Here is a 23,562-nt window from a genome sequence, read left to right as displayed (position 1 = left end):
CCACCGATACGACGATGCGATTTTCAGCCAAATCGTAAAGGGGGAGAATCGTGTTTCAAGTGTTCCATCAAGACATCATTCCAATCGCTGCCTTGTTTTGGCGGAAAGCGATCGACGATGGGTAGTGTGACTTGTCGAAGTGCTTCTCGGATGTGTGTCGAGAGTTTGTGACCGCCTTCATCGTTGTCCAAGGCCAGCACAATCTTTGAATCTTCACTAGGCATTTTCTCTGCTGCGGAGCGCAAACATTCCATTTGCATGGGACTGATTTGGCCAGCGGTACTGAAGAATCGTTTCCGGTGAGTGCCGTTGATCGTTGCGAAGCTAAGCATGTCGATGGCCGTTTCGCAAACGATCATCTCGCGGTCGTCTGGCATGGGGCGAGAGCATCCTAGACCCTTTAGGCCTCCTGGACTGAATCCAGTGAAGGTCGTGCCCGAAGCGTTGCCGTTCTTCAGTTCGTAACCGCACAAACCCGATAGGTTGTAGTGGGGGAAGACTGCGTTGCCGCGGGCATCGATGTGAATTCGCCCCTTGAAGATTGGATCATTTTGGATTGCGACGGCGATCCCTCGATATTTGTTCAAATAGGGATGTCCTTTGGATCCGATGGGCTTGGTCTTCATCCATTCCGCTAGGACGCGGGAAGCGTCGTGTTGTGACGGCTGAAGCTTGAACGGCAATGTGGGCGAGGGGGCTCGCGATACTGCCGAGCCATCGTAGTTGCGAAGCGTCTTGCGTACATCGCCGAGTGATCCTCCATCGAGAGCCTGAACCAGATCAATGATCGTTCCGGACTCGCTACCTTTGTAGTTGTAGAAAACATAAGTTCCACTCGGTGTTTTGCCGATGCCGAGCTTATCGCCGTTTGTGTGCCGCATGACGATGCTATTGCGACTGCTCGCACGCGGATCGACAACATAGCCGCGGGTGCCAGCGTACTCGACCAAATTGATCCGCTTGAAACGCTCGAGTTCTCCAGTGCGTGACGATTCCATGAGGTGATCGTATCGCGGGTAGGGCGCGCTGAGCAAGCATTTTGATGAAGTTGTCCACGACATTTGTTCGTAAGTCCTTGCGTCTGATCGTGAATACGACAGATCGTACGGTCGCAACCACGGTGGAATAAGACCGGGGCAGTATCGCCCTGGTCGCGATGCGGTTTACCACCACGAGTCGTAGAAGACGGTATAGCCCTGCCCGATGATGTCGCGAGCCTTGGCCACGAGCTCCAGATCACCGGCCTGTTCGTCGCCTTGCGTTTGGCCGAAGAAAAATCCTTCGGTAGCAGGAAGTTGATAGGACTTGATGTCGCTTTCCAAGCGATCGAGATCACTCAAATTCAGGGCGACGGGAACGCAGTTGAAGTCCTGGGTACCGCCTTTGTTGTAGTACAGTTGTTCCATCCAGCCGTGAAGGTTTGGATGCTTTCGCCAGTAGTAGAATTCTTGGCTGTCTTCTGCTTTGAAATCGACAACGTCGTCGAGTTGCTCCTTGGTTGCCATTGCGTACATATCGAGTCCCATGATGTGCTCCTTTCGTTGGTTGCGTTGAAGGACGCACACGAAAAGGCAACGGGACAAGACACAGCCGTCATGAACAACACGGCTCCGCTTTTGCGGAGGAGGGGCGGGCAGTTCATTGACGGGTATGGCGACCGGTGCCAAAGTGGCGGCATTCTCTTCGACGGCAACCCGAAAGAAGAACGAGGTGACGGTTGTTTGCCAGTATCATAAGGGGCGGTCGGAAATACGACGTTCCGTTTAAGCGTGGTTACGACGGATCGTATTGTCGCAAAATCCGGTAAACGGTGGGTCGGCTGACACCACATGCACGGGCAATCGCGGCTTTGGGTTTTCCCTGGAGATGCAAATGCTGGATGGTTTCGACTTGATCACTTGAAAGGAACAGCAATCGCCCCGGTTGAGAGCCACCCCAAGTTTTTCCCTGACGTTTAGCTTTCAACTGACCGGCGCGGACTCGCTCTGCACGAACTTCAGTTTCGTACTGGGCAACACTGGCGAGTACGTTAGCCATCAATCGGCCCGCCGGCGTTTCCAAATCCAGACCGTCTTTGATTGATACCAAGCCGACCTTGAGTTTTGGCAATTCATCAAAGAGGGCGGTCAGGCCATTTGCGGTTCGTCCGAGGCGATCTAATCGCCAAACTACGATCCTGCTCAATTTGCCTCGTTTGGCATCGCTGATCAATCGGTTCCACGCGGGGCGATCCATTGTGCGACCGGAGAACTGATCTTCGTACCAGGTGATTTCGTGATCGTCACCAAACGCATCGGCCCATCGTTGCAAGTCCGGCTTTTGGCTGGCAGTATCCTGCGATTTTGAACTTACGCGGCAGTAAAGTGCGATCCGACGAGACATGGGAGTAGGGTGCCACGACTTGCCTCCAAACGTCAACGGTCAATTAAAGTTGAGAGTTTGCATTTAACTTCGGAATCGATCCCGCAAAAATCGCAGCGTCGTTCATCCCAAATTTGGGACAAGTGACCCTTTACACTTTTTTCCAACCGCCGTATTTGGGTCGGCGAACGCTCGAAATCTCAATCGAGTCAATTTTAGAAATTATCCGTGAGTGTTTTAATTGTGTTTGAAAGAGTGTTACGCGAAAAAAAACTTGCGCAAGTCATTGAATCTGTGATGCGATTCAAATCGTCCGGTGTGTGAAGTGTCGTTAAAAAGTGTGCAGAGTGTCGAACAAGGGTGTGCAAAGTGTCGAAAGCAGGAAAGGGTGTGTGAAGGACCGATATGCATGAAAAGTGTGCGAAGTGTCGAAACAATTTGACATTGCGTGTGAAATGTCGTTTGATGCGGGATGGTGTGTGAAGGACCGAACTCAATCAAGAACCGATCTCCGCTTTTACCGGAGCGTCACCCAGTCCAAGACTTCTTCGTCTGTGACGTTTTCGACGCGGCTCCTAAAGCCGACATGGCTTCGATGGCGCACCCCGTCTTCAGCTTGTCCACGAAGCCCGACCTTCGCGTACGACGATACGAACACAACGATGCCTGGATCGAGATCAAGCCGTCGTCGGATGGTTTGGCTACGATTCACGACCGCGATATCCTCATTTTTTGCATCAGTCAGCTGATTGCGGCAATCAATGAGGGGCGACAGGTCTCGCAAGCCGTCCGCTTCCGCGCGTACGATCTTTTGACCGCCACCAATCGCATGACCAGCGGTCGGGGCTACGAACTACTCAAGGGAGCAATGGATCGATTGGCGGGCACACGGATCACCACGAACATCGTCTCAGGTAACAAGGAGATTACAAGAGGATTCGGACTGATTGAGAGTTTTGAAATCGTTCGCCAGCACCGTGACGGACGGATGCAAGAGATCGAAGTGAAACTCTCGGACTGGGTATTCAATGCTATCAAATCAAAGGAAGTATTGACGCTCAACCGTGACTACTTTCGCCTTCGCAAAGCGATTGAACGCCGGCTCTACGAGATCGCAAGGAAGCATTGCGGCCGCAAACCCGAGTGGCGTATCTCACTCGATTTGTTGCGGAAGAAATGCGGATCAGGTTCGACGCTGAAAGAGTTCAAACGCTTGGTTTTCAAAGTCTGCAAGGACGACGAAGCCAATGACCATTTCCCCGACTATCGCATCCGGATCGACGATCGAGGCGGTCGCGGCAAGGATGTGGTGATTTTCGAGAGTAGGGGGAGCATTCCCGCGATTAACAATGGCGGCGCAACGGATCGCGGGGCGGTGCGTCCGCTAGACCCCGAGATCTACCACGCAGCCCGCATGGATGCCCCAGGCTGGGACGTTTATGAACTGGAGCGGCAATGGCGCATTTGGATGGAAATGTCCGATGCGAAGCTCCCACGAAACCCCGAGGCAGCGTTTCTAGGGTTTTGCCGAAAGTGGCATCAAAAGAGACGACCGACACAATTCGGAAGTGTATAGACGTCGGTCAATTAGTATTAGCTCGATCAACGCGAATATTGCTTTCGTATTTGTTTTCAGCAGCAGAAAAAAGTATTGACGCGAAAAATCTTGTTTGGCAATGTACTTTTTGATGCATTGCCCAAGTGTCTAAGAGAAACACATGAGGTTTGTTCTTTAGCGTGGCACGAGTTGGCTTGCTCAACATGACTATTTGGACATGTCCAAACGCCTGGAAGAGGGTATTTTGACTGTCTAAATGTGGCCGTCGAACAAACGATAAAGGAGTCCTTGATGGGAGTATCGCGAACAACCGCAGGGGAGCGAATGTGGGTGGAACCCTGGTTTTACGAAGAGATAATACGTCGGAGCAATGAAGTAGTGGACGACTGGCTTGCGCACAAGTGTGAGCATGAAGTGGTCGTCGAAATGCAGTGCAATTTTGGGGAATGGATTGATCGGACGAGATTGCCCGAGAAATTCTCATCCGCAGTTGCAGAGAGTCTTCATCAGCAATTAGTTGTAACATGGGAACGTCTCAGTCGGGCCAGCGATGTCAGCGAACGTCTCGAAGTCGAACAATTACCGCAAGTTGATCGAAAATGTGCGTTCGACAATCTGGATACGAGCGAATATCCCCCGATTTCGTCCCCAATCCAGAAAGTGCTGAGATTTACTCCGGAGAGAGTGATGCCTGCTTCTCCCGAAGTTTCTTGAGTGCTTCGAACTTGCGATTCTCGACCTGACGGATGATGCGTTCGCTACGGCCGACATGGTTCGTGATTAGCGTCTTTAAGAGTGGGAAATCTCGTGACTTACGGAAGACGTCCTGCATTTGTTTGAGCTCTTCGAGCATAATTGTGAATTCCGCTTTGAACTCTGCTTCGCGACAGGTAATTGTTCCACCTGGGCCTGAACGCAACATCCGGTCTCCCACTTGCATCGCCAAGTTTAGGTTGTTTCTCAACACGCGGCGGATGGAAGCGTAGTCACCCGACCATGCACAATGCCACGATGCCTCCGATACCACCAAGTCGCCGTAACGTTCTGTTGCAAGTAAATGAAGACACTTGTCGTAGGTGGCCTGTTGCTCAGCAGAAATTTTGACCCGTTGTTCGTTGGACAACTTGCATGCCATTCGAATGACGTCGATTTCTTGCTCAAGTCTCATCCTTAGAACTTGAAGAACTTCATGTGCCGAGGGCGAGATGATCCGAATGGTGCCATCGGAGAGTTCGATCAGGAAACACATCCGTTTAAGCCGATCAATTCCATCCGCGAAATCGGAATCCGATAGATGGCGACGATCGCGCGGGGGCATAGGGCCATCAAGTCGATAAATATCGTGCTTGAGAAACTCCCAGAAATCCTCTCCAGGTTGGTCGAGCCCGAAGTACTGAGGAGGCACAACGCCGCAATCAACCAAGTCAATGATAAACTCGGATGCTTTGAAGGCGTTGGAACGTGGGTCCAGGGGGGACGGATCATCGGGATAGAACGTATCCTCCGCCACTCCCAAGGTTAGTGATGCAACCATGAGAGAGTGCGAAGAGGCTTTGTTATTACTTGCCATTCGATATACGGTCTTGGAATTGATTCCGACTCCTGTCGGATCATGTTTTTTGGTTGCGGCTGCGAAATTCTCCTGCGAATAGCCCGCAGCCACGTAGGCTTTTCGAAATTTGTCTCCATCGATGTCCATTTGGTTGGCTCCGGGGATAGCGAGTGATGTAACACCATTTTATCCCTTGCGAAGCGACAGATGTTGTCACATTTTTGATTATTGACACGATTGGACACCTTCATTGTCTGATGACAGATCATGACAGGCTGGTTTGTCCAACTCTGCTGTCCTGCTCTGGGATAGCTCATCATGGATCACTCGAAAAGATTCACGTACAGGCGGAGACGAGATCCGCCAATGTTTCGTTGATCATTTTGGAGGTTATCATGTCTGAATTCCTGTCCCGTTTAACTTTTCCTCAAAGCTGTCGGCCTAAGACAAGCGTTAATCTGATTGCTGTCATCACTTTACTGTTCGCTGGTTGTCCCGATCCCAATGCCGCGAAAAAGCAGCAAGAAGCGGAAGCTCGGCATCAACGTGAATTACGTATGACGCAACAGACTGCGACGGCAACCGCAACGAGCCAGGTCTTGCAGTCGCAGCAACGCGCAGCCCAAACCGCACGTGCAGAGGGCTTCAGTGCGGGTGAGGCAAGTGGTCGTAACGCGGCTTTCCATGATTTAGAGAAACGTGAAGAGCGGGCTCGCGAACTGGGCCATCAATCAGGATTGATTGAGGGTGAGCTAAAAGGTCATCAAGCAGGAATGAAAGAAGGCGAAGCGATCGGTCACGCTAAAGCGGCGGCCGATGAATTTCGCAAAGGGCAAAAGCAAGGGGAGATCTATGGCGAGATCAAGGGCCGCAGTGAGGCTGAAGAGGAAGCCGCAAAAAAGATCGAACTGGCTGAGCGTAAGGGTGAGTTACGAGGTGAGAAACTAGGACGGATTGATGGCGTGGAGGAGGGAAGGGAGCAACAACGCCGTGAGAGTTTCGCACGCATCGCGTCCGTGGTTCTTTGTGTTGCGTCCTGCTTTGCTGCCATTCTATTTTTCGTTTTTGTCCATCGCGAACCGGGGTCGGCGTTAGCAATCCAGCAGCAACAGGCGATTGATTTCGGTCGAGACCAAGAACGCAGAAGGATTGAGCAAGAGCAGCAGGCAGAACGCGAGGAACGTTTGTTGACGCTTCTTGAGCGAGCGGCGATGTCACGGATCGAGCGACGCGATGACGAGGATGACACATTCGATGTCGTGGGGGCAGCATCATGAGTATGCCTCCTCCTATTCATAAAAACGATACTGATCGGTTGCTCAATGCTGACACGATGAGCGGTGCCTGGAAATGGTTGGTTTTTTCTTGCGTGTTTGCCTTGTTCGGCGTGGTTGGAGTTTTGACAGGGTATTCAAGTGCGACGATGAACACGTTCATCATTGGCTGCGCCATTGTCGGGATCATTCGTGTTCTGAATTGGCTTTCACGGCTGCGTCACCACATCGGTCGCTCGGAACAGATCCTTTGGCTCTGCACGCCTATGACCGCCGACGAAATCCTTGATCATCAAGAGATTGATAATCCGATCGCATTAACGGCGATTAAAGCGATGACAATCAAGGATGTGCGTGGACGCGCATCCAGTCACGAAAGCATTCTTAGCTGTTTGAAGCGATCTCTGATAAGCGAACTCAGTGCGGTCACGTTGATCGCAAAAACACTCCCAGCGATGGGTTTGGTTGGCACATGTGTTGGCATGATCGGCATGCTTGACGCAATCAGTGTCGGCGCCGAAGACGTCACCGATATTGAAGCTGTGTCTCGATCGATCGGGGATGCCTTGCCGTCAATGGCGATTGCTATCTCGACCACCTTGTCGGCTGCCTTTTTCGGATCCGTCCTTCTCTTCGGGCTTGTTGTCCATGCCAAACAGAAGGTGGATCAATTCGTCGACGACCTCGACGCTCAGCTAGATATGTTTCCTATCCACAATCAGTCAGGAAAAACCGATGCGTAACAGTCCAGACGACAACGCCGCCGATGATTCGACGGGCTTTGGTGATTTGATGATGAACTGTCTGATCATCTTCTTGTTCCTCATGTTTTTCTTCATGGTCAATCAAGGCATTAGAGCTGTTGCGACAAGAGTCGATCAGGATCTGTTGCAAAACCTGATGACGGCGCAGCAGGCGAGCATGCAGGAAGCTGCCAATCGCGTCGCAAAGATCGCGGATGATCGATCACGTGACCGCGAACGAACGGCAACCGAAAAGAAGGCCATGCTAGCCGCCCAAAAGGAGGCTCAGGACGCCGCCGATGCAGCGAACGCAAATATCAAGGCTGTGCAAGCAGACAGTGAGAAACAAGCTCGAGCGTTACAAGGAGAAATTTTGCAATTGAAGGAAGCGATCAGCAAAGCGAGATCGGCAAAATCGTTGAGACTTGATCTCTGCATTGACTGCACAGGCTCGATGCAAGATGCCATTGAACGTTTGAAGGTCACAATTGCTTCACTGATGCGGACCTTGCCTCAAACGCTCACGGAGGTATCCATCGGCGTAATTGCTTTTCGTGATGGCAAGCTAGTCGACTTGCCGATCGATGCTGTCCTACCTGCAAACAGCGATATGGGTGTATCGGTCAATCGTATCCAAAATTTTATCAACAGACTCACCGCTCGCGGCGGTAAAGCGAACATCGACTCCGCCATTCGCTTTTCGATGCGCCGGTTGACAACTTATCAGGACGCACCACGAGAATGCCTCGTCGTGATCGGGGATGTATCGACGCGTGAGGTTTCCGGTGGTGACCAGACGCTTGAGCATGAGTTGTTACGTGATCTTCGTACCTGGTCCCAAGTCGTGGGCAAACATCGCCGCGTTTTAGCCCTTTATACCGGAGCATCTGGATCAGTGGACGAAAAATTCTTTCAATCGCTAGGCAACGCCAACGATCACTCCACCTTTTCGACGCAGGACTCACAGCTTTTCGAGCTAGTGCTCACAGCAGCCTTCTCAGCGGGGGAAACCACACCATGACAGCCCGTCGCGATCAACCGTTTCCACTGAATTTCTCAACAAGCGAGCGTCCCACCGGACCTGTCCCGCGCTCTGATCCGTTGGGTAATCGAACAGACTTGGCCGTGCCAGCATTTCACCGAACTGGCTCTGGACTGAGTATTCCATTTGTCCGCGCCGAAACCGTTTTCTGGGTGATCATTTTTACTTCACTCGCAGGTGGGCTGTTCGGATGCTTTTATACCTTCTAGCCAACGCCATGACTAATAGTTTGTTTCGTCCGCATAGCGATAATTCATCCCCACTCACCAGGATCGTCCCATGGGTAATTTACTAACGCAGATTTGCCAGATGAACGCCATGGACGGCCTTTCAGACGACCTCGTGCTGGCGATTTGCCAAACCGACGAGGAAGCATTGATTCGGTGCTTTTCCGAGGTTCAGCCGGACCAGCAACAACTGATTGCAATTCGCATGAGCGATTGCATTCGACAACGTAAGTCTCAGTCGATCTTGATTGTTGGTTTAGCGATCCATCTATTCACGCTAGCGACGCCCGAAGCGTCGCGGCGCAAGCAAATTGAGGTCATGGAGGAAGAGACCGGCGTGAAACGGACGCAGCAGATCCGTTGCCGCAATGCCTTTTTGCGACTCGGACGACCATTGCTCACCGACCCCAAATTAGCGTCCTTATTTGTGCCTGAGGCTACCAAACGATTGTGTGAGCCGGGCACGCAGGAAACAGCGACCTACGAGGCGCTCAAGCGTGCTCGAGCCGGTGAAATCATCACCATCCGCGTTGCTGACGCCATTATCGCCGCACATGCTCCACCCCCGAATGTTGTCAACAATTCAAATCGACCTCGCAGACCCGCGGTGGTCAATGCCATCGAATCAGTTCCGGTCGATGTGAGCGCGACTGAAGGGGGTAAGGACGATGCCACATACCGCCGTACTCGTGAAGACGAGCTTGATGCGGAGACGATGAAGGGGGTCTCGCAGCGACGCAACGAGTTGCAAGAGAAAAAGTCATCGCAAGGTCAGGGGCTCGGTCAACTCGTTCATCAAGACAACGCGGTGCAAGTCTTCGTTCGCTCGGTCAATCCCAAGAACGATCCAACAACCGAAGAGATCATGTACGCGATTCAGCAAGCGTACAAAAAGCTTTGCTCTGGTCACCCTGTCCAAGCCATCGTTTTGGAGCCTCTTGAAACCTATCAGTCGGGAGAAAATTTTCATGTTTGATCGCAGCCGCATCAGTGTCGACCTCGACACATTTGACGACGCATTGCCCCGTGATGATGGAGAGAAGAGTGGCATCGCTATGCCGCGACAAATAAAGCGACGAAAATCTTTCGGCGAGTTTGCCAGGTTTTGGATGCTCAATATCATCATCGCCCCGCTTCTGTTCACGCTGTGTTTGGCTGTTGCGGCGCAAGGCATTCGGGAATTGGTGTCCGTGATGCGTACACGACTGTACCGGTTGCCATTTCCCTACGCGGAATTTTTACGCGATTATCAAGGATTCTCGGAACTGGATCTCAGTCACATCGCCAGTGGTCTATTGTTCTTGGCGGTCACGTTCATCTGGGTACGAGTGATCTCGGAGTCCAAAGGGTTCGGCGAAGTGATGGGCTACCGTAAAAGTAGCCCGCTCGCGTTTTATCTCTATACCACAATTGCCGTCACGATCCTCGCGGCCGATGCCTTCGTCTTCTATGTCGGATTGGCTGCCAAAAACAACGGTTGGACCGACACACCGTTCTACGTTCCGATCGCCTGCACGCTCCTGTACGTCGCCGGCGTGGCCGCCTTCGCGGCGCTGCATCAATCCTATCACCAACCCAACAACGTCTAAGTCAAAGGAATCAATCCAATGAAAGATCAACATTCCTACGCAGCATGGATGCTCGCCTGTCTTTTGCCGGTGACCGGCTGCGTCAAGAAAACGGAATCGGTGCAGCGTCCGATGTTTGAGGCAAGATCACTCGACGCCTGTCTGGTAATTGCAGTTGATTTGAGTGGCAGTTTTGCCAAAGACTTCGGCGCGCGTGCCTATCCGATGGTGCTTGGGTTAATGGAATCGTTTACCGATCAAAGCATGGGAGGGGACTGCAAAATCGTATTGTCGCAAATGAGCGGACACGATCAGGTGGTTCTCTTTGCAGGATCGCCAGAAGAACTCCGTCACCGGTTCGGCTCTCCCGATGTGATGGCGGATTTTCTGCAGGCTCATTCTAAGCCGAACCGTTCCCCGGTCTACGTCGCGACACGTGAAACAATCGATTACGTCAACGCGATGCCCGATGTGACCGAGCGGACGCGAACGGTCACCGTGCTGCTGAGTGATCTCGTGGATTCGGAATCTCATCAACGGACGAGATCACGTGAGGGGTTCCGGATGCTCGACTCTCTGACGCGTTATCGCGAGTCTGGCGGCAATCTCGCGCTTTATTACGTGGCACAGGCCGAAGTGGGCCGTTGGAACGAAATCATCGAACGCGCCGGGTTCCAACCGGGGCAATTTGTGATCAACAACGAACTGAACTCCAACCCAGATCTGCCGAGCTTCCACTGAGTTGATTCCGTTTCCTATCCCATCATTTCGAATGGTTCCCGATGACAAAGCCAAGACGAAACGACCCTCCAAATTTCGGAGATTTGCTTGACGATTTGCCTCGCGGCCAACATGCCGAGCATGTTGGAAGACCACCGAGCAATTACTTTGAGCATCCTGCCGACATCGCTGCCACCGAGTCGATGCGGATGGATGTTCGTCACAACCGAGAGTCGAAGCTGTTTTTGGGAGTTGTTGGCGGCAAGGTGGTCACAGGGCCACGTCAATCTGATGGCAGGGTACCGCGTTGGGTCGAAGGTGGCGTCCCGATCGGCGTGTCCGACGACAGACATCATTTTCTCCAGGCGGGCAGCAGGGGCGGGAAGGGGCGTGCATTTCTCCTGAACAATCTCATCTTGGCACCAAAGGAAACCTCGAACCTAGTTCTGGATCCAAAGGGTGACAACGCGGCGACCGTCGCCCGGTATAGGGCGGAGGTTTTGGGGCAAGACCAGGCGGTCATCGACCCCTTCAACTGCTCAGGATCTAACACCACCCGCTACCGGACCGGTTTCAATGTGATCGAAGAGTTGTTGCGATCTGATCGTCGGATGCTGACGGCTGACGCGATGCAAATCAGCGAGGCGTTGGTGGTCGAGAACGAATCTGCGAAAGCCCCGCACTGGGACGAGGGTGCAAAGGACTTTATCGCAAGTCTGTGCATCCACGCCTCTACGCACTCGAACTATGCCGGATGCCGAGATTTGGTCACGGTGTGGGAATTGATGGCATCGGCGACCAAGCCGGACCCCAACGATCCGCATGCCTATGCTCTCGAAACCGAAATGCTTCAGTCCGACGCAGGTGGAGGCTACGTACGCGCCGGAGCCCATGCCTTTTACTCAAGAACGGGTGATGAGTTTTCCAGCATGGCTTCAAGCGTGAGGCGACACCTCTCGTTCATCGGCATCGAGGCAGTACAAGACGTCCTGCGTGGTCCTTCGGTCAACCCGCGACAACTCAAAAACGGTTCGCTCACGCTTTACCTATCTATCCCTGCGATGCGAAACAAAGCGATGAAGGGATTCAAGCGATTGGTGGTCCAAACCTGCCTGTCCGCGTGTGAGGCCGAACCCGTCGCCACCGGCAACCAGACGGTTTTCTACCTCGATGAATTTCACAGTCTTGGTCGGCTCGAGTGCATGGAAACCGCGATCGCTCAATTTGCGGGGCTGGGTGTCAAATTGGTGATCGTGTTGCAGGACATCTCTCAATTGCAGTCACATTATCCCAAATCTTGGCAAACGTTCCTTGGCAACGCCGGCACATTCCAGACCTTTTCGGGTTTCGACGAGGCCTCGCTGACTTACATCAGTAAACGCTTGGGCGAGGCTCTCACGGCAACTCCGTCGAGCCATCAGCCTAGTCGCGAACAAATCGTCCAAGAAGCGGCGACGGGGGCATCGTGGGCGATCGGTAACAAGCCGTTGATGACGCCGAACGAGATTGAACGGATCTTCGCTCGCGACGATCCCAAGCTTCGGCAATTGGTGCTGCGTCCGGGATATCGTCCGATGATTTTGCAGCGTTGCTTTTATGACAAAGCAGAGTTTTTGAAGGGGCGAATTGATTACTCACAATCTTTCAGTCGCAGCGGAGGTCATCCATGATGCGCCGTATGGTCGATCCCGGACTGCCGATCACGCCCGTGTTGTACTTCGATGCGGAACGCTGCGAAGCCTACGTCTCCACCCGCGTCTCGGACTGGCGGGCGGTCGAACGCAGTTTCCAACTGACCCGCGTTGTATTGGTTCTGTGTCACGGGGTTTGCCTGTACTGGATGTGGAGTGCCATACCGACGGGCAATGGCGTGAGCGGTGGAGACTTCATCGCCTGGTGCGTTCTGAGTTTGTTCGCATACATGATTTTGATGGCCATCACCTCGCCATTGATTCGATATTTGGTGCCGCGGTGTCTCTCCGGGACATTTCTCTCGCGACGGTTGACGTTCCTTTTCACTCATGACGCAATTGGGTTTCGTTCGTGGTTTTACAGCAACGGTGTCCGTATCACACGTAGCTTTCGCGAGATGCCAGTACTCGTGAAAGTCGCCATGCGTGCCGATCCCGAAGCGGAGGACTATTCCGAGTACATCTCCATCGCGACTCCCGGTAAAACGCCTCGCATGTGGCCCAAGAGTCATTTGCGACAGGCGAGAAAACTTGAGCTTGTAATCAGTAGCGGATCGGGCAATACGCCGAACATGCGTACGACGGGTCCCCGTCGACTGCGGACCTTGCCTGTGGCCACGCTTCCAGTCTCACACGGTGAGGCCTTGACGGTGGTCCTTAACGCTGCCATCGCCCTTACCCAGTCCGGCACGGAGACCGGTCCCCTGTCCAGTGGAACGATCGCAAAGGATTTAGATCGTCCGCTTCCAAGCGGAGGATAAATCATGCTTCTTACCGTCAAAGAGGTATCGCAGCGTTTGAAGATCAGCGTCAGCTTAACATATGCCCTAGTCGCTCGGGGAGAGCTTCCTTCCTATCAAATCGGATCATGCCGCCGGGTATCCGAAGACGATCTCGCACGCTTTCTTGATGAACGACGCGACGAGTCTGTCCAAATTCCCACCGGTCAACGCCGACACTTTTAATTCTCCACTACCCGAGCTGACTCATGTCCGATCACACTCGTTACAAGTTCACACCGCTCTTTCGGATCTTCACGGCTAAGGCCAAGCGGCCGCCCGTCAATCTGCGAGAAGCATTCAAGAAGGCACATCATCTGCCCAAGGTTCGACCCCACTTTTCCAAGGTGGTGGCAGATCGACTGAAGCAAACGTTCTCGAAACCCAGTCTGACGCTTACCCCGTCTGGCGCGAGGTCAGTCCGGGGGGCAGCAAGAGTGAGCGTGGCTCTGAAGAACATCGATGTTCGCAAACTTCCCGACACCCGCCCCTTCAGGCAGCGTCCAGTTAGGCAACAGTTTAAACACACTGCTGGCCGACGAGACGACACATCGAACGGGCGTGGACGTTAATGCTCAGATTGATAACGGGGCTGGTTGGAAAAACAATTGAATCACGAACGCAATGTGGTGTTCTCATGGCCGTGACGCAAAATCAAAAACGAAATATTGATCACCTGATCGAACTCGCACGCCAAGCGGGACGTCCTGACGCGTCAAGCAGCGAGAAAGCTGCAAGACGGATCATCGAGTTGCTGATGAGCGAAGTGGTCTGCATGGATCCGTCGGCTATAGAGGGTATTGGGGACGTCGCCAAGATCATCGGTGGTGGGGGCGTCGGTGCAATCGATCGTTTGCGGGAATCAATTGATCCGGCACCACCGCAAGATTCTGGGCAGCACTTTCTCGAATTACGACTCGAACAGTCAGGCAAGCGTCACTACCTCCAGGCCCGTCCGCTCAAGTGCGGGGATCTAATTGAAGTCTGGATTCAAGCGGCCGGATGGGAATTGGCGAGATACGAGTACGCGTTCGGTGATGGAGAGGCCTGGGCAATTCTAAGCGAGGACAAAGCGATTGCCATTCAGGATGACACTCCCTGTCGCTGGCCATAGGAGCCTCCTCCGTTAACTGAAAGCCCCGTGTTAAACACAAAGCTTGCGCGGGACACCACGAGCGCGTTAGGGTAAGTCATGAACTGGACAAAGAAACAAATCGAGACTTGGCTCACACCGAGCGAGCGAACCCTTGTCGACCATCGCGGCAATGCGATTGTCCTCGAGCAAACCCAGTTGTTCTGGGAGCAATATGACTTCTTAATTGACCACGGTCATTTCACAGAAGCAGAACTGATTCAGTTCGGTCATGACACCGTCGAAGAATTCGGTTTGCCATTTTCACTCGGCATTCAAGACGGGGTCGGCCATCTTTTCGACTCGCTCAGCGACGAATCGAGTTAGTGTCACGAATTGCAAACGCGATTTATAGGCAAAGGAACCGCTCCGCGCACCTTCGCTCCGAAAGTAACACGGCAAAAATGCGTCTTCATTCCTACGGAGGAGAGTTGTTCGATGAACCCCTATTCACCACCGCAGACTGAGATTGTCTCATTCCAGAAGAAGTCAAAGTCTACTTGCGATCAAATCTTCGATAGGTGTTCAGTCATTGTCGCCGTTTGCCTTTTTCTCGGATGTTTGATTCTCCACGCCTCCGATGATCAAGGAGCAGCGTTTTGGCAGGAACATTGCTCGTCGATGGTCCCCGCATTAAGGTCAACGCATGGGGTTCTCGTGGGGCATCTGTTGGTGTTTTGCTCGGTATGGCTCGCCTGCCTGTTCCTCATCTTTTGGCTCGGTTGTGGTTTGATCCTACTTTCGATGCAAGTCATTGCGAATGTCGTCAAGTTGTACCATTGGTCGGTGCCAAAGGCACGAAAGTTGGTCCAATGGTTCAAACGGAACATGGCATGTCGCATCGCTGGATGGTGAAGGATGACCAAGAAATTCAAAACGCCAATCGAAAACCAGTTTGATGCAAACGGAGGTATTCACTCAGCAGGAAGCGGGTACGAAATCCGATAATTGCAGATATTGATTCAGGCTCGTTTGCTGGCGTTGATCATTTACTTGCGCCGGTGTCATCCTCGCAATCGATGTCTTGCGTTGAACATTCGTCTTGTTTCGATAAACCTGCGATGGCTTTGCTTGCTTGGGCACGTAGGAAATCGACGTTTTTGGCGAGGTGGCTGTAAACGCGAGAGACCATGGCGGTGTCTTTGTGTCCCATCAGGTGCGAGAGCGAAATCGGATCGACGCCACCGGTGGTCAGGGCATTCGTTGCGAACGAGTGTCGGGCACCGTAGGCGATCACTCGGAAGCCGATCACTTTGCTCATCCGGTTGAGCCGGCACTTGATCGCATCTTTCGTCCACGGGTTGCCCTGCGAGTTGCGAAAGAGGGGACCTTCAGGGCGTTCGGCAACGAGTCGATCGACGATCGCTTTCGGTTCAGGCGATAGGAATATGACGCGGGGTTCGCTTTCGCCTTTGGATTCGTCGGCGGGAAAGATGATCAGGTCGTCGTGGACATGTTTCTTCTCAACGATCCGGGCTTCTTTAGGGCGACAACCCGTCCAGTACAGGAAATCGAGAAACTCGACGAGAGGGCCAGTGGCAGCGTCTTTGATTTGCTTCCACTGCTGGGCGTTATAAACCACGTCGCGTCGCTGTCGGCGTGGTTTGCGGACCTTTGGCAAGGGGGAATATTTCAGGTAGCCTTCTTCCACTGCCCAATTGAGCATCCGCTGAACGATCGCAATGGCGTCATTGGTGGCGGTGTCAGACCAGTGTTGGTTCTCGCCCGTCCATTTAGTGATGTGATGCTTTTTCAGCTGGCTAACTTTAAGCCGTTTGCCGATCGACTCGATGAAGCTCTTCAGGTAGAGCAAGTTGTTATCGTAGGTTCCTTGCTTGCGATTTTCCTGGACCCAGTCGAGGTATCGCTGCGAGAGGTCGTAAAGCGTTGTGATTTCCGAACTGATCGACTCACGATCCGACATCAGCTCATGAAACTTCTGTTCAGCCGCATCTTTGTCCTTACCAAGCCGAATCTGGCGTCCGCCGATTGAGCAGTACCACGCCTGCGTCTGCTTCCTGAAGAAGGGTTTTGGTTTCCCGGCCATCTCTTTGCTCCAATCATCGTTTCGCCATACCGTGCACTAAACCGTGCATCTGTCGAATTTAGTGTCGCGATGGGAGCCGTCAGGGCAAGAAAAAAGCCCGCTTTCGCGGGCTTTTTTGTGATGGGCAATACAGAACTCGAATCTGTGACCTCCACGATGTCAACGTGGCGCTCTAACCAACTGAGCTAATTGCCCGATTTTTTTTAAATTCGACAGCGATCGGTCCGCTGCCATGGGATTCTGTTTCGGTTTCCCGAGGTTCGGTTCTTTAACAAACTCGGCCCTCAAAAAATGCCATCCAAAATCGTTGCGGTAGTCTGTGCCGATCATGCCGATTCGTCAAGTAGATCTTCACACTTCTTTTTTTTCACCCTGCCAATTTTTTTTTATCCTCCCAATACGGATCCGGCAAATCGTAAAAATGCCACTCCGTACCGCAAAACGACTCCTACTTGGCCCCTCTAGCTCGCTTTGCGGACGCTGCAGACCGCTTTCGGGGTACTCTTCCTTGGCAAAATAGGGATTTCACACGTTTCACTGTTGACGCTCACCACCGATGATATGGATACTTTTGAGGTGAGATTTGGGCTTGACGTCGTTCTACATTGCCACCAGAGCATGTTGGACCGGCGGCGGAGACTCACCACCCAAAGAGTCCCCCGCTACAGTCGGCCTAGTTAAACGATGACCTACAGTTAGTTGCGTGGGTGTCCATCGGAAGCAAAGTGGTTTTGTTTCCTGGAACACCTTCCCTACTGCGAATGCGGCCGGTTATTTCTGGCCTGATCGCGGTTTTCCTTCCAAGTTGAGCCGGAATGCCCTCCGGCCGGAGCAGAATTTATTAGTGGCGTTGGCACGAAAAAGCACTCAGCAGGATCCTCGCGATACCATTCGTATTAACAATCAGATTCGAATCAGCCCGATTCGAGTTGTCAGCGAAGAGGGGGAGCAGTTAGGGATTATCCCAACCGAGCAGGCCCTCGAACGTGCTCGCGATGCGGGCCTGGATCTTGTCGAAGTCGCTCCGAACGAGCGACCCCCGGTTTGCCGGATCATGGATTACGGCAAATACAAATACGATAAGAACAAAAAACTTCACAACAGTCACGCACGGACAAAGACCAAAGAAATTCGTCTTCGCCCGAAAACAGGTGACGAAGACATCCGCACGAAAATTCGCCAAGCGGAGAAGTTTCTCGAACACAAGGACAAAGTCCAAATCAGTGTTCTGTTTCGCGGTCGTGAGATGGCCCACATCGAAGAAGGCCGCAAGGTCATGGCGATGGTCGTCGAAATGTTGAGCGAAGTAGGCAAGGTTGAAACGCCACCGCAGCAACACGGTCGTCGTATGATCTGTATGATCGCGCCGAAGTAAACTTCGCTTGATCGTACCGCAATTGTGTTTCCAACGGTGCGGCGAAAGCCGCCCGACTAAAGAATGGGCGACGCAACGATCGCGACTATTTGATGCCCGCGTCACATTACCCGTGGTCCCTCGCTCACGCGTCGGGTTGCAGCGGTGATTGCTTGGCGGCCTTGGGAATCACGGCCGGGTGACAAAGAGGTTTTTTTAAGCCGGACGCTCTCTGACGCCTCGTCGCTTTCGAGAATATTGATGATGGCTTCCGCGAGATGCGATTGGAAGCCAGAAAGGTGAAAGAGTCAGCGTGCCAAAAATCTCTGTAGATCAAATCTGCCAGCGACTCGCCGAGATCGCGCCGCTGCGACTTGCCGAGTCTTGGGACAATGTTGGATTGCTGGTCGGCGATCGCAACCTCGGCGTCTCGCGAGTGATGACTTGTTTAACGATCACTCCCGCAGTCGTGCAAGAAGCGGTCGACGAAGACGTCGATCTGCTGGTCGCACATCATCCGCTTCCCTTTAAGCCGCTGTCTCGCTTGACCTCCGACACGATTGCCGGTTCGATGCTGCTGCGTTTGGTCGAAGCACGAGTCGCCGTCTACAGCGCCCACACTGCGTTTGATTCTGCCGCCAGCGGCATCAATCAGTTGTGGGCCGATCGATTGGGAGTCGCAGAGACGCAGGCGTTGATTCCTTTCGAAGCGGCCGCTGAAAACATCGCCGACTTGGGCAGCGGTCGGTTTGGGGATTTCGGACAAGCGGTTGCACTGGACGAGCTTGCGCTTGCGGCGGCCAAAGTGGTCGACGCGACGCATGTCCGACGCGTGGGCGCGGCGAACCAACCCGTTCGCCGAGTCGCGTTTGCTTGCGGAAGTGGTGGCAGTTTCCTGGCGGCCGCAAAACGCAAAGGCTGTGACGCTCTGGTCACCGGCGAGGCCACCTTTCACACCTGTTTGGAAGCGGAATCGCTGCAGGTCGGTTTAGTGTTGTTGGGGCACTACTGGAGTGAACGGTTCGCGATGGAGTGGTTGGCCCAGCAACTGTCAGCGAGTCTTGCGGAGCTGACAATTTGGCCGAGTCGCCTCGAGTCGGACCCGATCCAAATCGTGGCCGGCTGAGTCGAGGCTGCAAAAGCCATTTGTTTTTAAAGCGTTTTGCTCACTGCAACTGGGCGGGCCCCGCACCACACCGCTACCCAAAGTAGATGGCATTGGGCTCGCGCCGTGCCGCTACCAAGGTGCTGGCATTGATCTTCCGCCCGTCACGCAACTCCTTGACGATAATTTCTGGCCCGTTAGTGAGATGGGAAACATTGACCGCCATCTAAATACGCCTAGAATGCCCTGGATCGGGAACAGGAATTGCTCGACTGGGCGATGAGCGAGTTAGCACGCAGAACGCGGTTTTTCCCCCGTCTTCGGCTGGATTGCCAGCAGGATAGAGTTTGGCGGGGCAACGTCGTGATCGCTCATTTCAAAGAGAATTCAAAGAAAGAAGCATTAAATTATGACAAAACGCGAACGATGGTTAGTCGCCATTCCTGTCTATAACGAAGTCGATACGGTCAACGATATCCTGGATCAGGTCGCCCATTACGCCTCGGATGTGTTGGTGGTCGATGACGGATCGAGTGACGGAACGGCCGAGGTGCTGCAGGGCCGAGCGGACGTGAAAGTGGTCCGTCACGCCGAGAACCAAGGTTATGGCGCGGCGCTTCGCAGTGCGTTTGCTTACACGATCGATCACGGATTTGATGGCGTGGTCACGCTCGATTGCGACGGCCAGCATCAACCCAAGCGGATTCCACGGTTCATCGAAGCTGCGGCCGCTGCGGACATTGTTTCGGGCAGTCGCTATTTGAAGCAGTACGAAGGGGACGACGCCCCGCCGCCCGAGCGGATGTTTATCAACCGGCGGATCACCAGCGAACTGAATCAACGTCTCGGCTTCAATTTGACCGACGCGTTTTGTGGATTTAAGGCATATCGGACTTCGGCCATTCGCCAGCTGCGGATCACCGACAACGGGTACGCGATGCCGTTGCAATTGTGGGTCGAGGCGGCAGCGGCGGGGTTGCAAGTGATCGAAATTCCGGTTCCCTTGATCTACTTGGACTTGAGTCGCTCGTTTGGTGGATCACTAGATCACGCTGAAACGCGTCTAAACTATTACAACCAAGTGCTCGACGACGCGATTCGTGTCGTTCAGGCCGAAGGGGCGACGATTGGTAACGCGAAATCGATTTGCGGACATAGTGCTGGCTAGGTGACGGATTGAAAACGTTTCAGGAATTTCGGCACTATCGTGCTCCCAAATCGCATGGCGAATCGTTTACGGATCCGAACATCGGAGATGTGGGTGATCAGCTGCGCGGCAATCTCGAGTTGCTCTCACAGCATGACTCGTGGTGGCAGAAACTGCGCCGTGACGCTCGCCAGCAGATGATCAGCGATGCGATCCGTTACACGTCGACGTACCGCGATGTGGACGTGATGGCGAGTCGTCGTGAGCGTCCGATTTTGATGGCGGGCCACCAACCGTCGCTGTTTCATCCGGGTGTGTGGTTCAAGAATTTTACGCTCAGCCATCTGGCGGAACAGCAACAAGCACTCGCGATCAATCTGGTCATCGATAATGACGCCGCCTCGGGCAGTTCGATTCGAGTGCCAACGATCGATCGAGACACGGGGTGCTACGTCTACAGCACGGTTCGCTACGACCGATTTGGTGGCGGCGTGCCGTATGAGCAGACGGTGATTAGTGACCGCGAGCGTTTCGATCATTTTGACGAAGACGTGCGTAAAACGGTAATGCCAATTGTTGCCGATCCGTTGATCAATCGCTTGTGGGTACATGCTCGCAACGCGGTCGAGCGATGCGGGATCGCCGGCTGTGCGCTCGCTCAAGCACGTCATGCGCTGGAAGGCGAGATTGGGTTAAATACACTCGAGTTGCCCCTTGGGGTGCTCTGTCGAAGCCGGATGTTCGCCGAGTTTCTGTTGTTGATCCTGAGTGATCTTTCGCGTTTCCAGGACGCGTATAACACCGAGGCCGATTTTTATCGCAAGGCTCATGGCATCCGCAGCAACTCGCATCCGGTTCCCAATTTGGATAGCGATGACGGCTGGTTAGAGGCTCCGATTTGGATCTACAGTGACGCGCTGCCTCAGCGGCGAGCCGGTTGGGTCAAGGTTACCGAAAAGTCGATGATCATCAGCGACCGCAACGGACAAGAGTGCCGGATTGCGTTGGGGGCACCCGACATGGCGGAAACGCTGGCCAGTTCGATTGGTCCGCACTTCAAGATTCGGCCGCGTGCGTTATTGACGACCATGTACGCACGGCTGGTGCTCAGCGATTTGTTTCTGCACGGGATCGGCGGCGGAAAGTATGACCAGCTGGGGGACCGGATTGCCGAGCGTTTCTTTGGGATCACGCCACCGGAGTTCATGGTCGTATCGGCGACGGTTCAGTTGCCAGGGCCCTCGCCAAGCGAAACCGATTCCGAGATCACCAGGATAAAGCGAGCGATTCGCGACACACGCTTTCAGCCAGAGAAGGTGGCGGAGCCGGGTGAGTTGGATGCGTCGTTGGTGGCGCGAAAGCGGGAGTTGTTGGAGCATGTGCCTGGGCTGAACGAAAAGCCGGACTGGCATCAACAGCTCGACTCGATCAACGAACAATTGTCGGCGTCGCTTCACGAGAAGCGTTCGCAGTTAGAGGCCGAGTTGGCCACGGTGATGCGTGAGCGAGCTTCGCTGGCGGTGCTGAAAAGTCGCGAGCATCCGTTTTGCATCTTCCCGATGCAGGATTTGATCAAGACGTTTGGGCAGCTGATTCGTCGCAGCGAGGCGGGCGAGGGAGCGGTCGCGAAGGGGACTCCTTCTTCTTAGGGTGAGTCGTTTTGGCGTTTTTAGCCTTTTGTTTTAGTGAGCCGTGACGCGTGAGCGGCCGGGTACTTAAATCAACAGGCCGCGAGCCACGGTTGCTTCGTTCAATCAGGGCGATTGCGATGGCGGCTAATGGGGGTTCCCCACTGATTCCGACCTCGCGTCTCAGCGACTGCCGACCAGGATTTGTCCAACGACAAGCCAAACGGCGGTAAAGGTGATGCCTAAAGCGGCATGAAGGGTATCGACATTCATCGGTTGCGAGCCTTTTCTCTAGAAGGTGAACGGACATGACATGGCCCGTTCCCTGGCCCGCAATCGCTCGGCAACTGATCATCAGTCGCTAATCGAATGCTTGTGTAGCAGCGCTTTTCCCGGCGCTATGGTTGTTATCGGCTTTGCGTTACACCAAAATTGCAAAAAAAGGTTCCGGGCGGACAGAGTGCCCAGGCCTCATAAGTTCGCAGCCATCACAATAATTCACAGTCGACACGTTTCGGCGATTGCAAAGGGTTTGTTTCAAGCGATGACGATTAATTACTGGTTGATGAAGTCCGAACCGACGACCTTCTCGATCGACGACTTGGCGGCCCAGCCCGATCAGACGACGTGTTGGGAAGGGGTTCGCAACTATCAAGCAAGAAATATGTTGCGAGACGACATCCAGGTGGGTGACCGGGTGTTGTTCTATCACTCGGCGTGCAAGGTGCCTGCTGTGGTGGGGACGGCCGTGGTCAGTAAGAGTGGTTACCCGGATCCGTTTCAGTTCGATCGCAAGAGTCATTACTTCGATGAAAAATCAGATCCCGAAAATCCTCGCTGGTATTTGGTCGACATCAAGCTCGAGAAGAAATTCGATCGTCCAGTCACATTGGCAGAATTGCGAGAGCGAGCAGGACTGAAGGGGATGGTGCTGCTGCAGAAGGGCAGCCGGTTGAGTGTCCAACCCGTGAAAAAGAAAGAGTTCGAGACGATCGAGAAACTGGCGAGCAAACCGGCGTAACAAGCACGCCCTCGCATCAAATCGGGGCCGACCCGGCGAGTCTGATTTTGCTGGTTTTAGGGGACTTGCACTCTCGCGGTTTGGATCCGATACTTTTGCGAATCCCAAGTCCGATGGCGAGCGATGTTTTGCAATTAAAAGCAGGGTTTTCATTAAGGGGACTTGGCGAAAGGTGCGATATTTAGCACATTAGTAGTGAGCAGCCGAAGTGGCGGAATTGGCAGACGCGCTGGATTCAAAATCCAGTTGGAGCAATCCAGTGAGGGTTCGAGTCCCTCCTTCGGTACTAAAAAAAAGACAAAGGACATCGAGTTTTAAGCTCGATGTCCTTTTTTTATTGAGTTAGGCTCGCCCCCCTTTCTGATCCCACCTTCTCCTCTTTTGGTGCTCGCTTTGGCCTTGTTGCGACGATTCACTCGCAACTCCATTCGCTCGCGAAACGGTGGCTTTGAAGCGTCAGCTTGTTTCCGCACCGCTAGAAATCGCACCCGCTAGGGAAACGCTGTGAAGCATTTTCATGCCGTGTTTTGTGGTGTTTTGATGTAGCGGAAGTCGTCAAGACTTTCGTTGAACGAACCCAATTCCCGAAACTCTTGACGAGTTCCGCTACAAA

The 23,562-nt window shown here is 53.4% G+C and carries 23 protein-coding genes and 2 tRNA genes; 19 read left to right on the top strand and 6 right to left on the bottom strand.

Going from position 1 to position 23,562, the window contains the following annotated elements; genetic code table 11:
- Nucleotides 1-23: 23 nt before the first annotated feature.
- The 3 genes from ABD971_RS24930 to ABD971_RS24920 form a co-directional block, all read right to left on the bottom strand.
- Complete coding sequence (locus tag ABD971_RS24930; protein WP_345326586.1) at nucleotides 24-998, bottom strand: toprim domain-containing protein; 975 nt, start codon at nucleotides 996-998, stop codon at nucleotides 24-26.
- A gap of 165 nt (nucleotides 999-1,163) precedes the next feature.
- Nucleotides 1,164-1,526 carry a phosphoglycerate kinase gene (locus ABD971_RS24925; RefSeq protein WP_345326584.1) on the bottom strand — a complete coding sequence of 121 codons (363 nt, stop codon included), beginning with the start codon at nucleotides 1,524-1,526 and terminating at the stop codon, nucleotides 1,164-1,166.
- A 247-nt stretch (nucleotides 1,527-1,773) separates the two neighbouring features.
- Nucleotides 1,774-2,382, bottom strand: a complete 609-nt coding sequence (locus tag ABD971_RS24920; RefSeq protein ID WP_345326582.1) for a recombinase family protein — start codon at nucleotides 2,380-2,382, stop codon at nucleotides 1,774-1,776.
- A 451-nt stretch (nucleotides 2,383-2,833) separates the two neighbouring features.
- On the opposite strand from ABD971_RS24920, the gene ABD971_RS24915 reads away from it, so the two are divergent.
- Complete coding sequence (locus ABD971_RS24915; protein WP_345326580.1) at nucleotides 2,834-3,937, top strand: replication initiator protein A; 1,104 nt, start codon at nucleotides 2,834-2,836, stop codon at nucleotides 3,935-3,937.
- A 652-nt stretch (nucleotides 3,938-4,589) separates the two neighbouring features.
- On the opposite strand, the gene ABD971_RS24910 is transcribed toward ABD971_RS24915, so the two are convergent.
- Nucleotides 4,590-5,582 (bottom strand): hypothetical protein, encoded by a 993-nt coding sequence (locus ABD971_RS24910; RefSeq protein WP_345326578.1) that lies wholly within the window; start codon nucleotides 5,580-5,582, stop codon nucleotides 4,590-4,592.
- A 110-nt stretch (nucleotides 5,583-5,692) separates the two neighbouring features.
- Between ABD971_RS24910 and ABD971_RS24905 the strand changes: the two genes are divergently transcribed.
- From ABD971_RS24905 to ABD971_RS24850, 12 genes are all read left to right on the top strand, one after another.
- Entirely contained in the window at nucleotides 5,693-6,748 is a 1,056-nt protein-coding gene (locus ABD971_RS24905) for a hypothetical protein (protein ID WP_345326576.1), read from the top strand.
- Nucleotides 6,745-7,488, top strand: coding sequence for a MotA/TolQ/ExbB proton channel family protein (locus ABD971_RS24900; protein ID WP_345326574.1), 744 nt, complete (start codon nucleotides 6,745-6,747; stop codon nucleotides 7,486-7,488). The genes ABD971_RS24905 and ABD971_RS24900 overlap by 4 nt, the downstream gene beginning before the upstream one ends.
- Nucleotides 7,481-8,509 (top strand): vWA domain-containing protein, encoded by a 1,029-nt coding sequence (locus ABD971_RS24895; RefSeq protein ID WP_345326572.1) that lies wholly within the window; start codon nucleotides 7,481-7,483, stop codon nucleotides 8,507-8,509. Before ABD971_RS24900 ends, ABD971_RS24895 begins: the two co-directional genes overlap by 8 nt.
- 300 nt (nucleotides 8,510-8,809) lie before the next feature.
- A complete protein-coding gene (locus ABD971_RS24890) occupies nucleotides 8,810-9,733 on the top strand; it encodes a hypothetical protein (protein ID WP_345326570.1) in 924 nt (307 codons plus the stop codon).
- Nucleotides 9,726-10,346: a hypothetical protein gene (locus tag ABD971_RS24885; RefSeq protein ID WP_345326568.1), complete on the top strand. Its 621-nt coding sequence runs from the start codon at nucleotides 9,726-9,728 to the stop codon at nucleotides 10,344-10,346. The genes ABD971_RS24890 and ABD971_RS24885 overlap by 8 nt, the downstream gene beginning before the upstream one ends.
- Before the next feature lie 18 nt (nucleotides 10,347-10,364).
- Complete coding sequence (locus ABD971_RS24880) at nucleotides 10,365-11,066, top strand: hypothetical protein (RefSeq protein ID WP_345326566.1); 702 nt, start codon at nucleotides 10,365-10,367, stop codon at nucleotides 11,064-11,066.
- Nucleotides 11,067-11,107: 41 nt separating this feature from the next.
- Nucleotides 11,108-12,715 carry a type IV secretory system conjugative DNA transfer family protein gene (locus tag ABD971_RS24875; protein ID WP_345326564.1) on the top strand — a complete coding sequence of 536 codons (1,608 nt, stop codon included), beginning with the start codon at nucleotides 11,108-11,110 and terminating at the stop codon, nucleotides 12,713-12,715.
- Nucleotides 12,712-13,497, top strand: a complete 786-nt coding sequence (locus ABD971_RS24870) for a hypothetical protein (protein WP_345326562.1) — start codon at nucleotides 12,712-12,714, stop codon at nucleotides 13,495-13,497. The genes ABD971_RS24875 and ABD971_RS24870 overlap by 4 nt, the downstream gene beginning before the upstream one ends.
- 3 nt (nucleotides 13,498-13,500) lie before the next feature.
- Nucleotides 13,501-13,701, top strand: coding sequence for a helix-turn-helix domain-containing protein (locus ABD971_RS24865; protein WP_345326560.1), 201 nt, complete (start codon nucleotides 13,501-13,503; stop codon nucleotides 13,699-13,701).
- 451 nt (nucleotides 13,702-14,152) lie between these two features.
- Complete coding sequence (locus ABD971_RS24860) at nucleotides 14,153-14,629, top strand: hypothetical protein (protein WP_345326558.1); 477 nt, start codon at nucleotides 14,153-14,155, stop codon at nucleotides 14,627-14,629.
- Nucleotides 14,630-14,707: 78 nt separating this feature from the next.
- Nucleotides 14,708-14,974 (top strand): hypothetical protein, encoded by a 267-nt coding sequence (locus ABD971_RS24855; protein ID WP_345326556.1) that lies wholly within the window; start codon nucleotides 14,708-14,710, stop codon nucleotides 14,972-14,974.
- Nucleotides 14,975-15,246: 272 nt separating this feature from the next.
- Nucleotides 15,247-15,546 (top strand): hypothetical protein, encoded by a 300-nt coding sequence (locus tag ABD971_RS24850; RefSeq protein WP_345326554.1) that lies wholly within the window; start codon nucleotides 15,247-15,249, stop codon nucleotides 15,544-15,546.
- A gap of 86 nt (nucleotides 15,547-15,632) precedes the next feature.
- On the opposite strand, the gene ABD971_RS24845 is transcribed toward ABD971_RS24850, so the two are convergent.
- Complete coding sequence (locus tag ABD971_RS24845) at nucleotides 15,633-16,694, bottom strand: tyrosine-type recombinase/integrase (RefSeq protein ID WP_345326552.1); 1,062 nt, start codon at nucleotides 16,692-16,694, stop codon at nucleotides 15,633-15,635.
- Nucleotides 16,695-16,815: 121 nt separating this feature from the next.
- A tRNA-Val gene (locus tag ABD971_RS24840) sits at nucleotides 16,816-16,889 on the bottom strand.
- 649 nt (nucleotides 16,890-17,538) lie between these two features.
- On the opposite strand from ABD971_RS24840, the gene infC reads away from it, so the two are divergent.
- The 6 genes from infC to ABD971_RS24810 all read left to right on the top strand — a co-directional run bounded on the left by infC (nucleotide 17,539) and on the right by ABD971_RS24810 (nucleotide 23,235).
- The gene (gene infC / locus ABD971_RS24835) at nucleotides 17,539-18,069 is read left to right on the top strand and encodes a translation initiation factor IF-3 (RefSeq protein ID WP_339944790.1); all 531 of its coding nucleotides are present in this window, start codon (nucleotides 17,539-17,541) and stop codon (nucleotides 18,067-18,069) included.
- 292 nt (nucleotides 18,070-18,361) lie between these two features.
- Nucleotides 18,362-19,174 carry a Nif3-like dinuclear metal center hexameric protein gene (locus ABD971_RS24830; protein WP_345326548.1) on the top strand — a complete coding sequence of 271 codons (813 nt, stop codon included), beginning with the start codon at nucleotides 18,362-18,364 and terminating at the stop codon, nucleotides 19,172-19,174.
- A gap of 388 nt (nucleotides 19,175-19,562) precedes the next feature.
- Nucleotides 19,563-20,321: a glycosyltransferase family 2 protein gene (locus tag ABD971_RS24825; protein ID WP_339944788.1), complete on the top strand. Its 759-nt coding sequence runs from the start codon at nucleotides 19,563-19,565 to the stop codon at nucleotides 20,319-20,321.
- A gap of 8 nt (nucleotides 20,322-20,329) precedes the next feature.
- Nucleotides 20,330-21,949, top strand: a complete 1,620-nt coding sequence (locus ABD971_RS24820) for a hypothetical protein (RefSeq protein ID WP_345326545.1) — start codon at nucleotides 20,330-20,332, stop codon at nucleotides 21,947-21,949.
- 523 nt (nucleotides 21,950-22,472) lie between these two features.
- Nucleotides 22,473-22,949 carry an EVE domain-containing protein gene (locus tag ABD971_RS24815; RefSeq protein ID WP_345326543.1) on the top strand — a complete coding sequence of 159 codons (477 nt, stop codon included), beginning with the start codon at nucleotides 22,473-22,475 and terminating at the stop codon, nucleotides 22,947-22,949.
- Nucleotides 22,950-23,151: 202 nt separating this feature from the next.
- A tRNA-Leu gene (locus ABD971_RS24810) sits at nucleotides 23,152-23,235 on the top strand.
- The last annotated feature ends 327 nt before the right edge of the window (nucleotides 23,236-23,562 follow it).

The sequence above is a fragment of the Novipirellula rosea genome (assembly GCF_039541335.1).
GTDB classification, from domain to species: Bacteria; Planctomycetota; Planctomycetia; order Pirellulales; family Pirellulaceae; genus Novipirellula; species Novipirellula rosea.
Note: the sequence above shows the minus strand (reverse complement) of the source record. Positions and strands in the feature narration are given on the sequence as shown.

Coding starts and splice junctions, on each gene's coding strand:
- ABD971_RS24930 (WP_345326586.1), bottom strand. CDS start 998: ATGGAATCGTCACGCACTGGAGAACTCGAGCGTTTCAAGCGGATCAAT.
- ABD971_RS24925 (WP_345326584.1), bottom strand. CDS start 1,526: ATGGGACTCGATATGTACGCAATGGCAACCAAGGAGCAACTCGACGAC.
- ABD971_RS24920 (WP_345326582.1), bottom strand. CDS start 2,382: ATGTCTCGTCGGATCGCACTTTACTGCCGCGTAAGTTCAAAATCGCAG.
- ABD971_RS24915 (WP_345326580.1), top strand. CDS start 2,834: ATGGTGTGTGAAGGACCGAACTCAATCAAGAACCGATCTCCGCTTTTA.
- ABD971_RS24900 (WP_345326574.1), top strand. CDS start 6,745: ATGAGTATGCCTCCTCCTATTCATAAAAACGATACTGATCGGTTGCTC.
- ABD971_RS24895 (WP_345326572.1), top strand. CDS start 7,481: ATGCGTAACAGTCCAGACGACAACGCCGCCGATGATTCGACGGGCTTT.
- ABD971_RS24890 (WP_345326570.1), top strand. CDS start 8,810: ATGGGTAATTTACTAACGCAGATTTGCCAGATGAACGCCATGGACGGC.
- ABD971_RS24885 (WP_345326568.1), top strand. CDS start 9,726: ATGTTTGATCGCAGCCGCATCAGTGTCGACCTCGACACATTTGACGAC.
- ABD971_RS24880 (WP_345326566.1), top strand. CDS start 10,365: ATGAAAGATCAACATTCCTACGCAGCATGGATGCTCGCCTGTCTTTTG.
- ABD971_RS24875 (WP_345326564.1), top strand. CDS start 11,108: ATGACAAAGCCAAGACGAAACGACCCTCCAAATTTCGGAGATTTGCTT.
- ABD971_RS24870 (WP_345326562.1), top strand. CDS start 12,712: ATGATGCGCCGTATGGTCGATCCCGGACTGCCGATCACGCCCGTGTTG.
- ABD971_RS24865 (WP_345326560.1), top strand. CDS start 13,501: ATGCTTCTTACCGTCAAAGAGGTATCGCAGCGTTTGAAGATCAGCGTC.
- ABD971_RS24860 (WP_345326558.1), top strand. CDS start 14,153: ATGGCCGTGACGCAAAATCAAAAACGAAATATTGATCACCTGATCGAA.
- ABD971_RS24855 (WP_345326556.1), top strand. CDS start 14,708: ATGAACTGGACAAAGAAACAAATCGAGACTTGGCTCACACCGAGCGAG.
- ABD971_RS24845 (WP_345326552.1), bottom strand. CDS start 16,694: ATGGCCGGGAAACCAAAACCCTTCTTCAGGAAGCAGACGCAGGCGTGG.
- ABD971_RS24825 (WP_339944788.1), top strand. CDS start 19,563: ATGACAAAACGCGAACGATGGTTAGTCGCCATTCCTGTCTATAACGAA.
- ABD971_RS24815 (WP_345326543.1), top strand. CDS start 22,473: ATGACGATTAATTACTGGTTGATGAAGTCCGAACCGACGACCTTCTCG.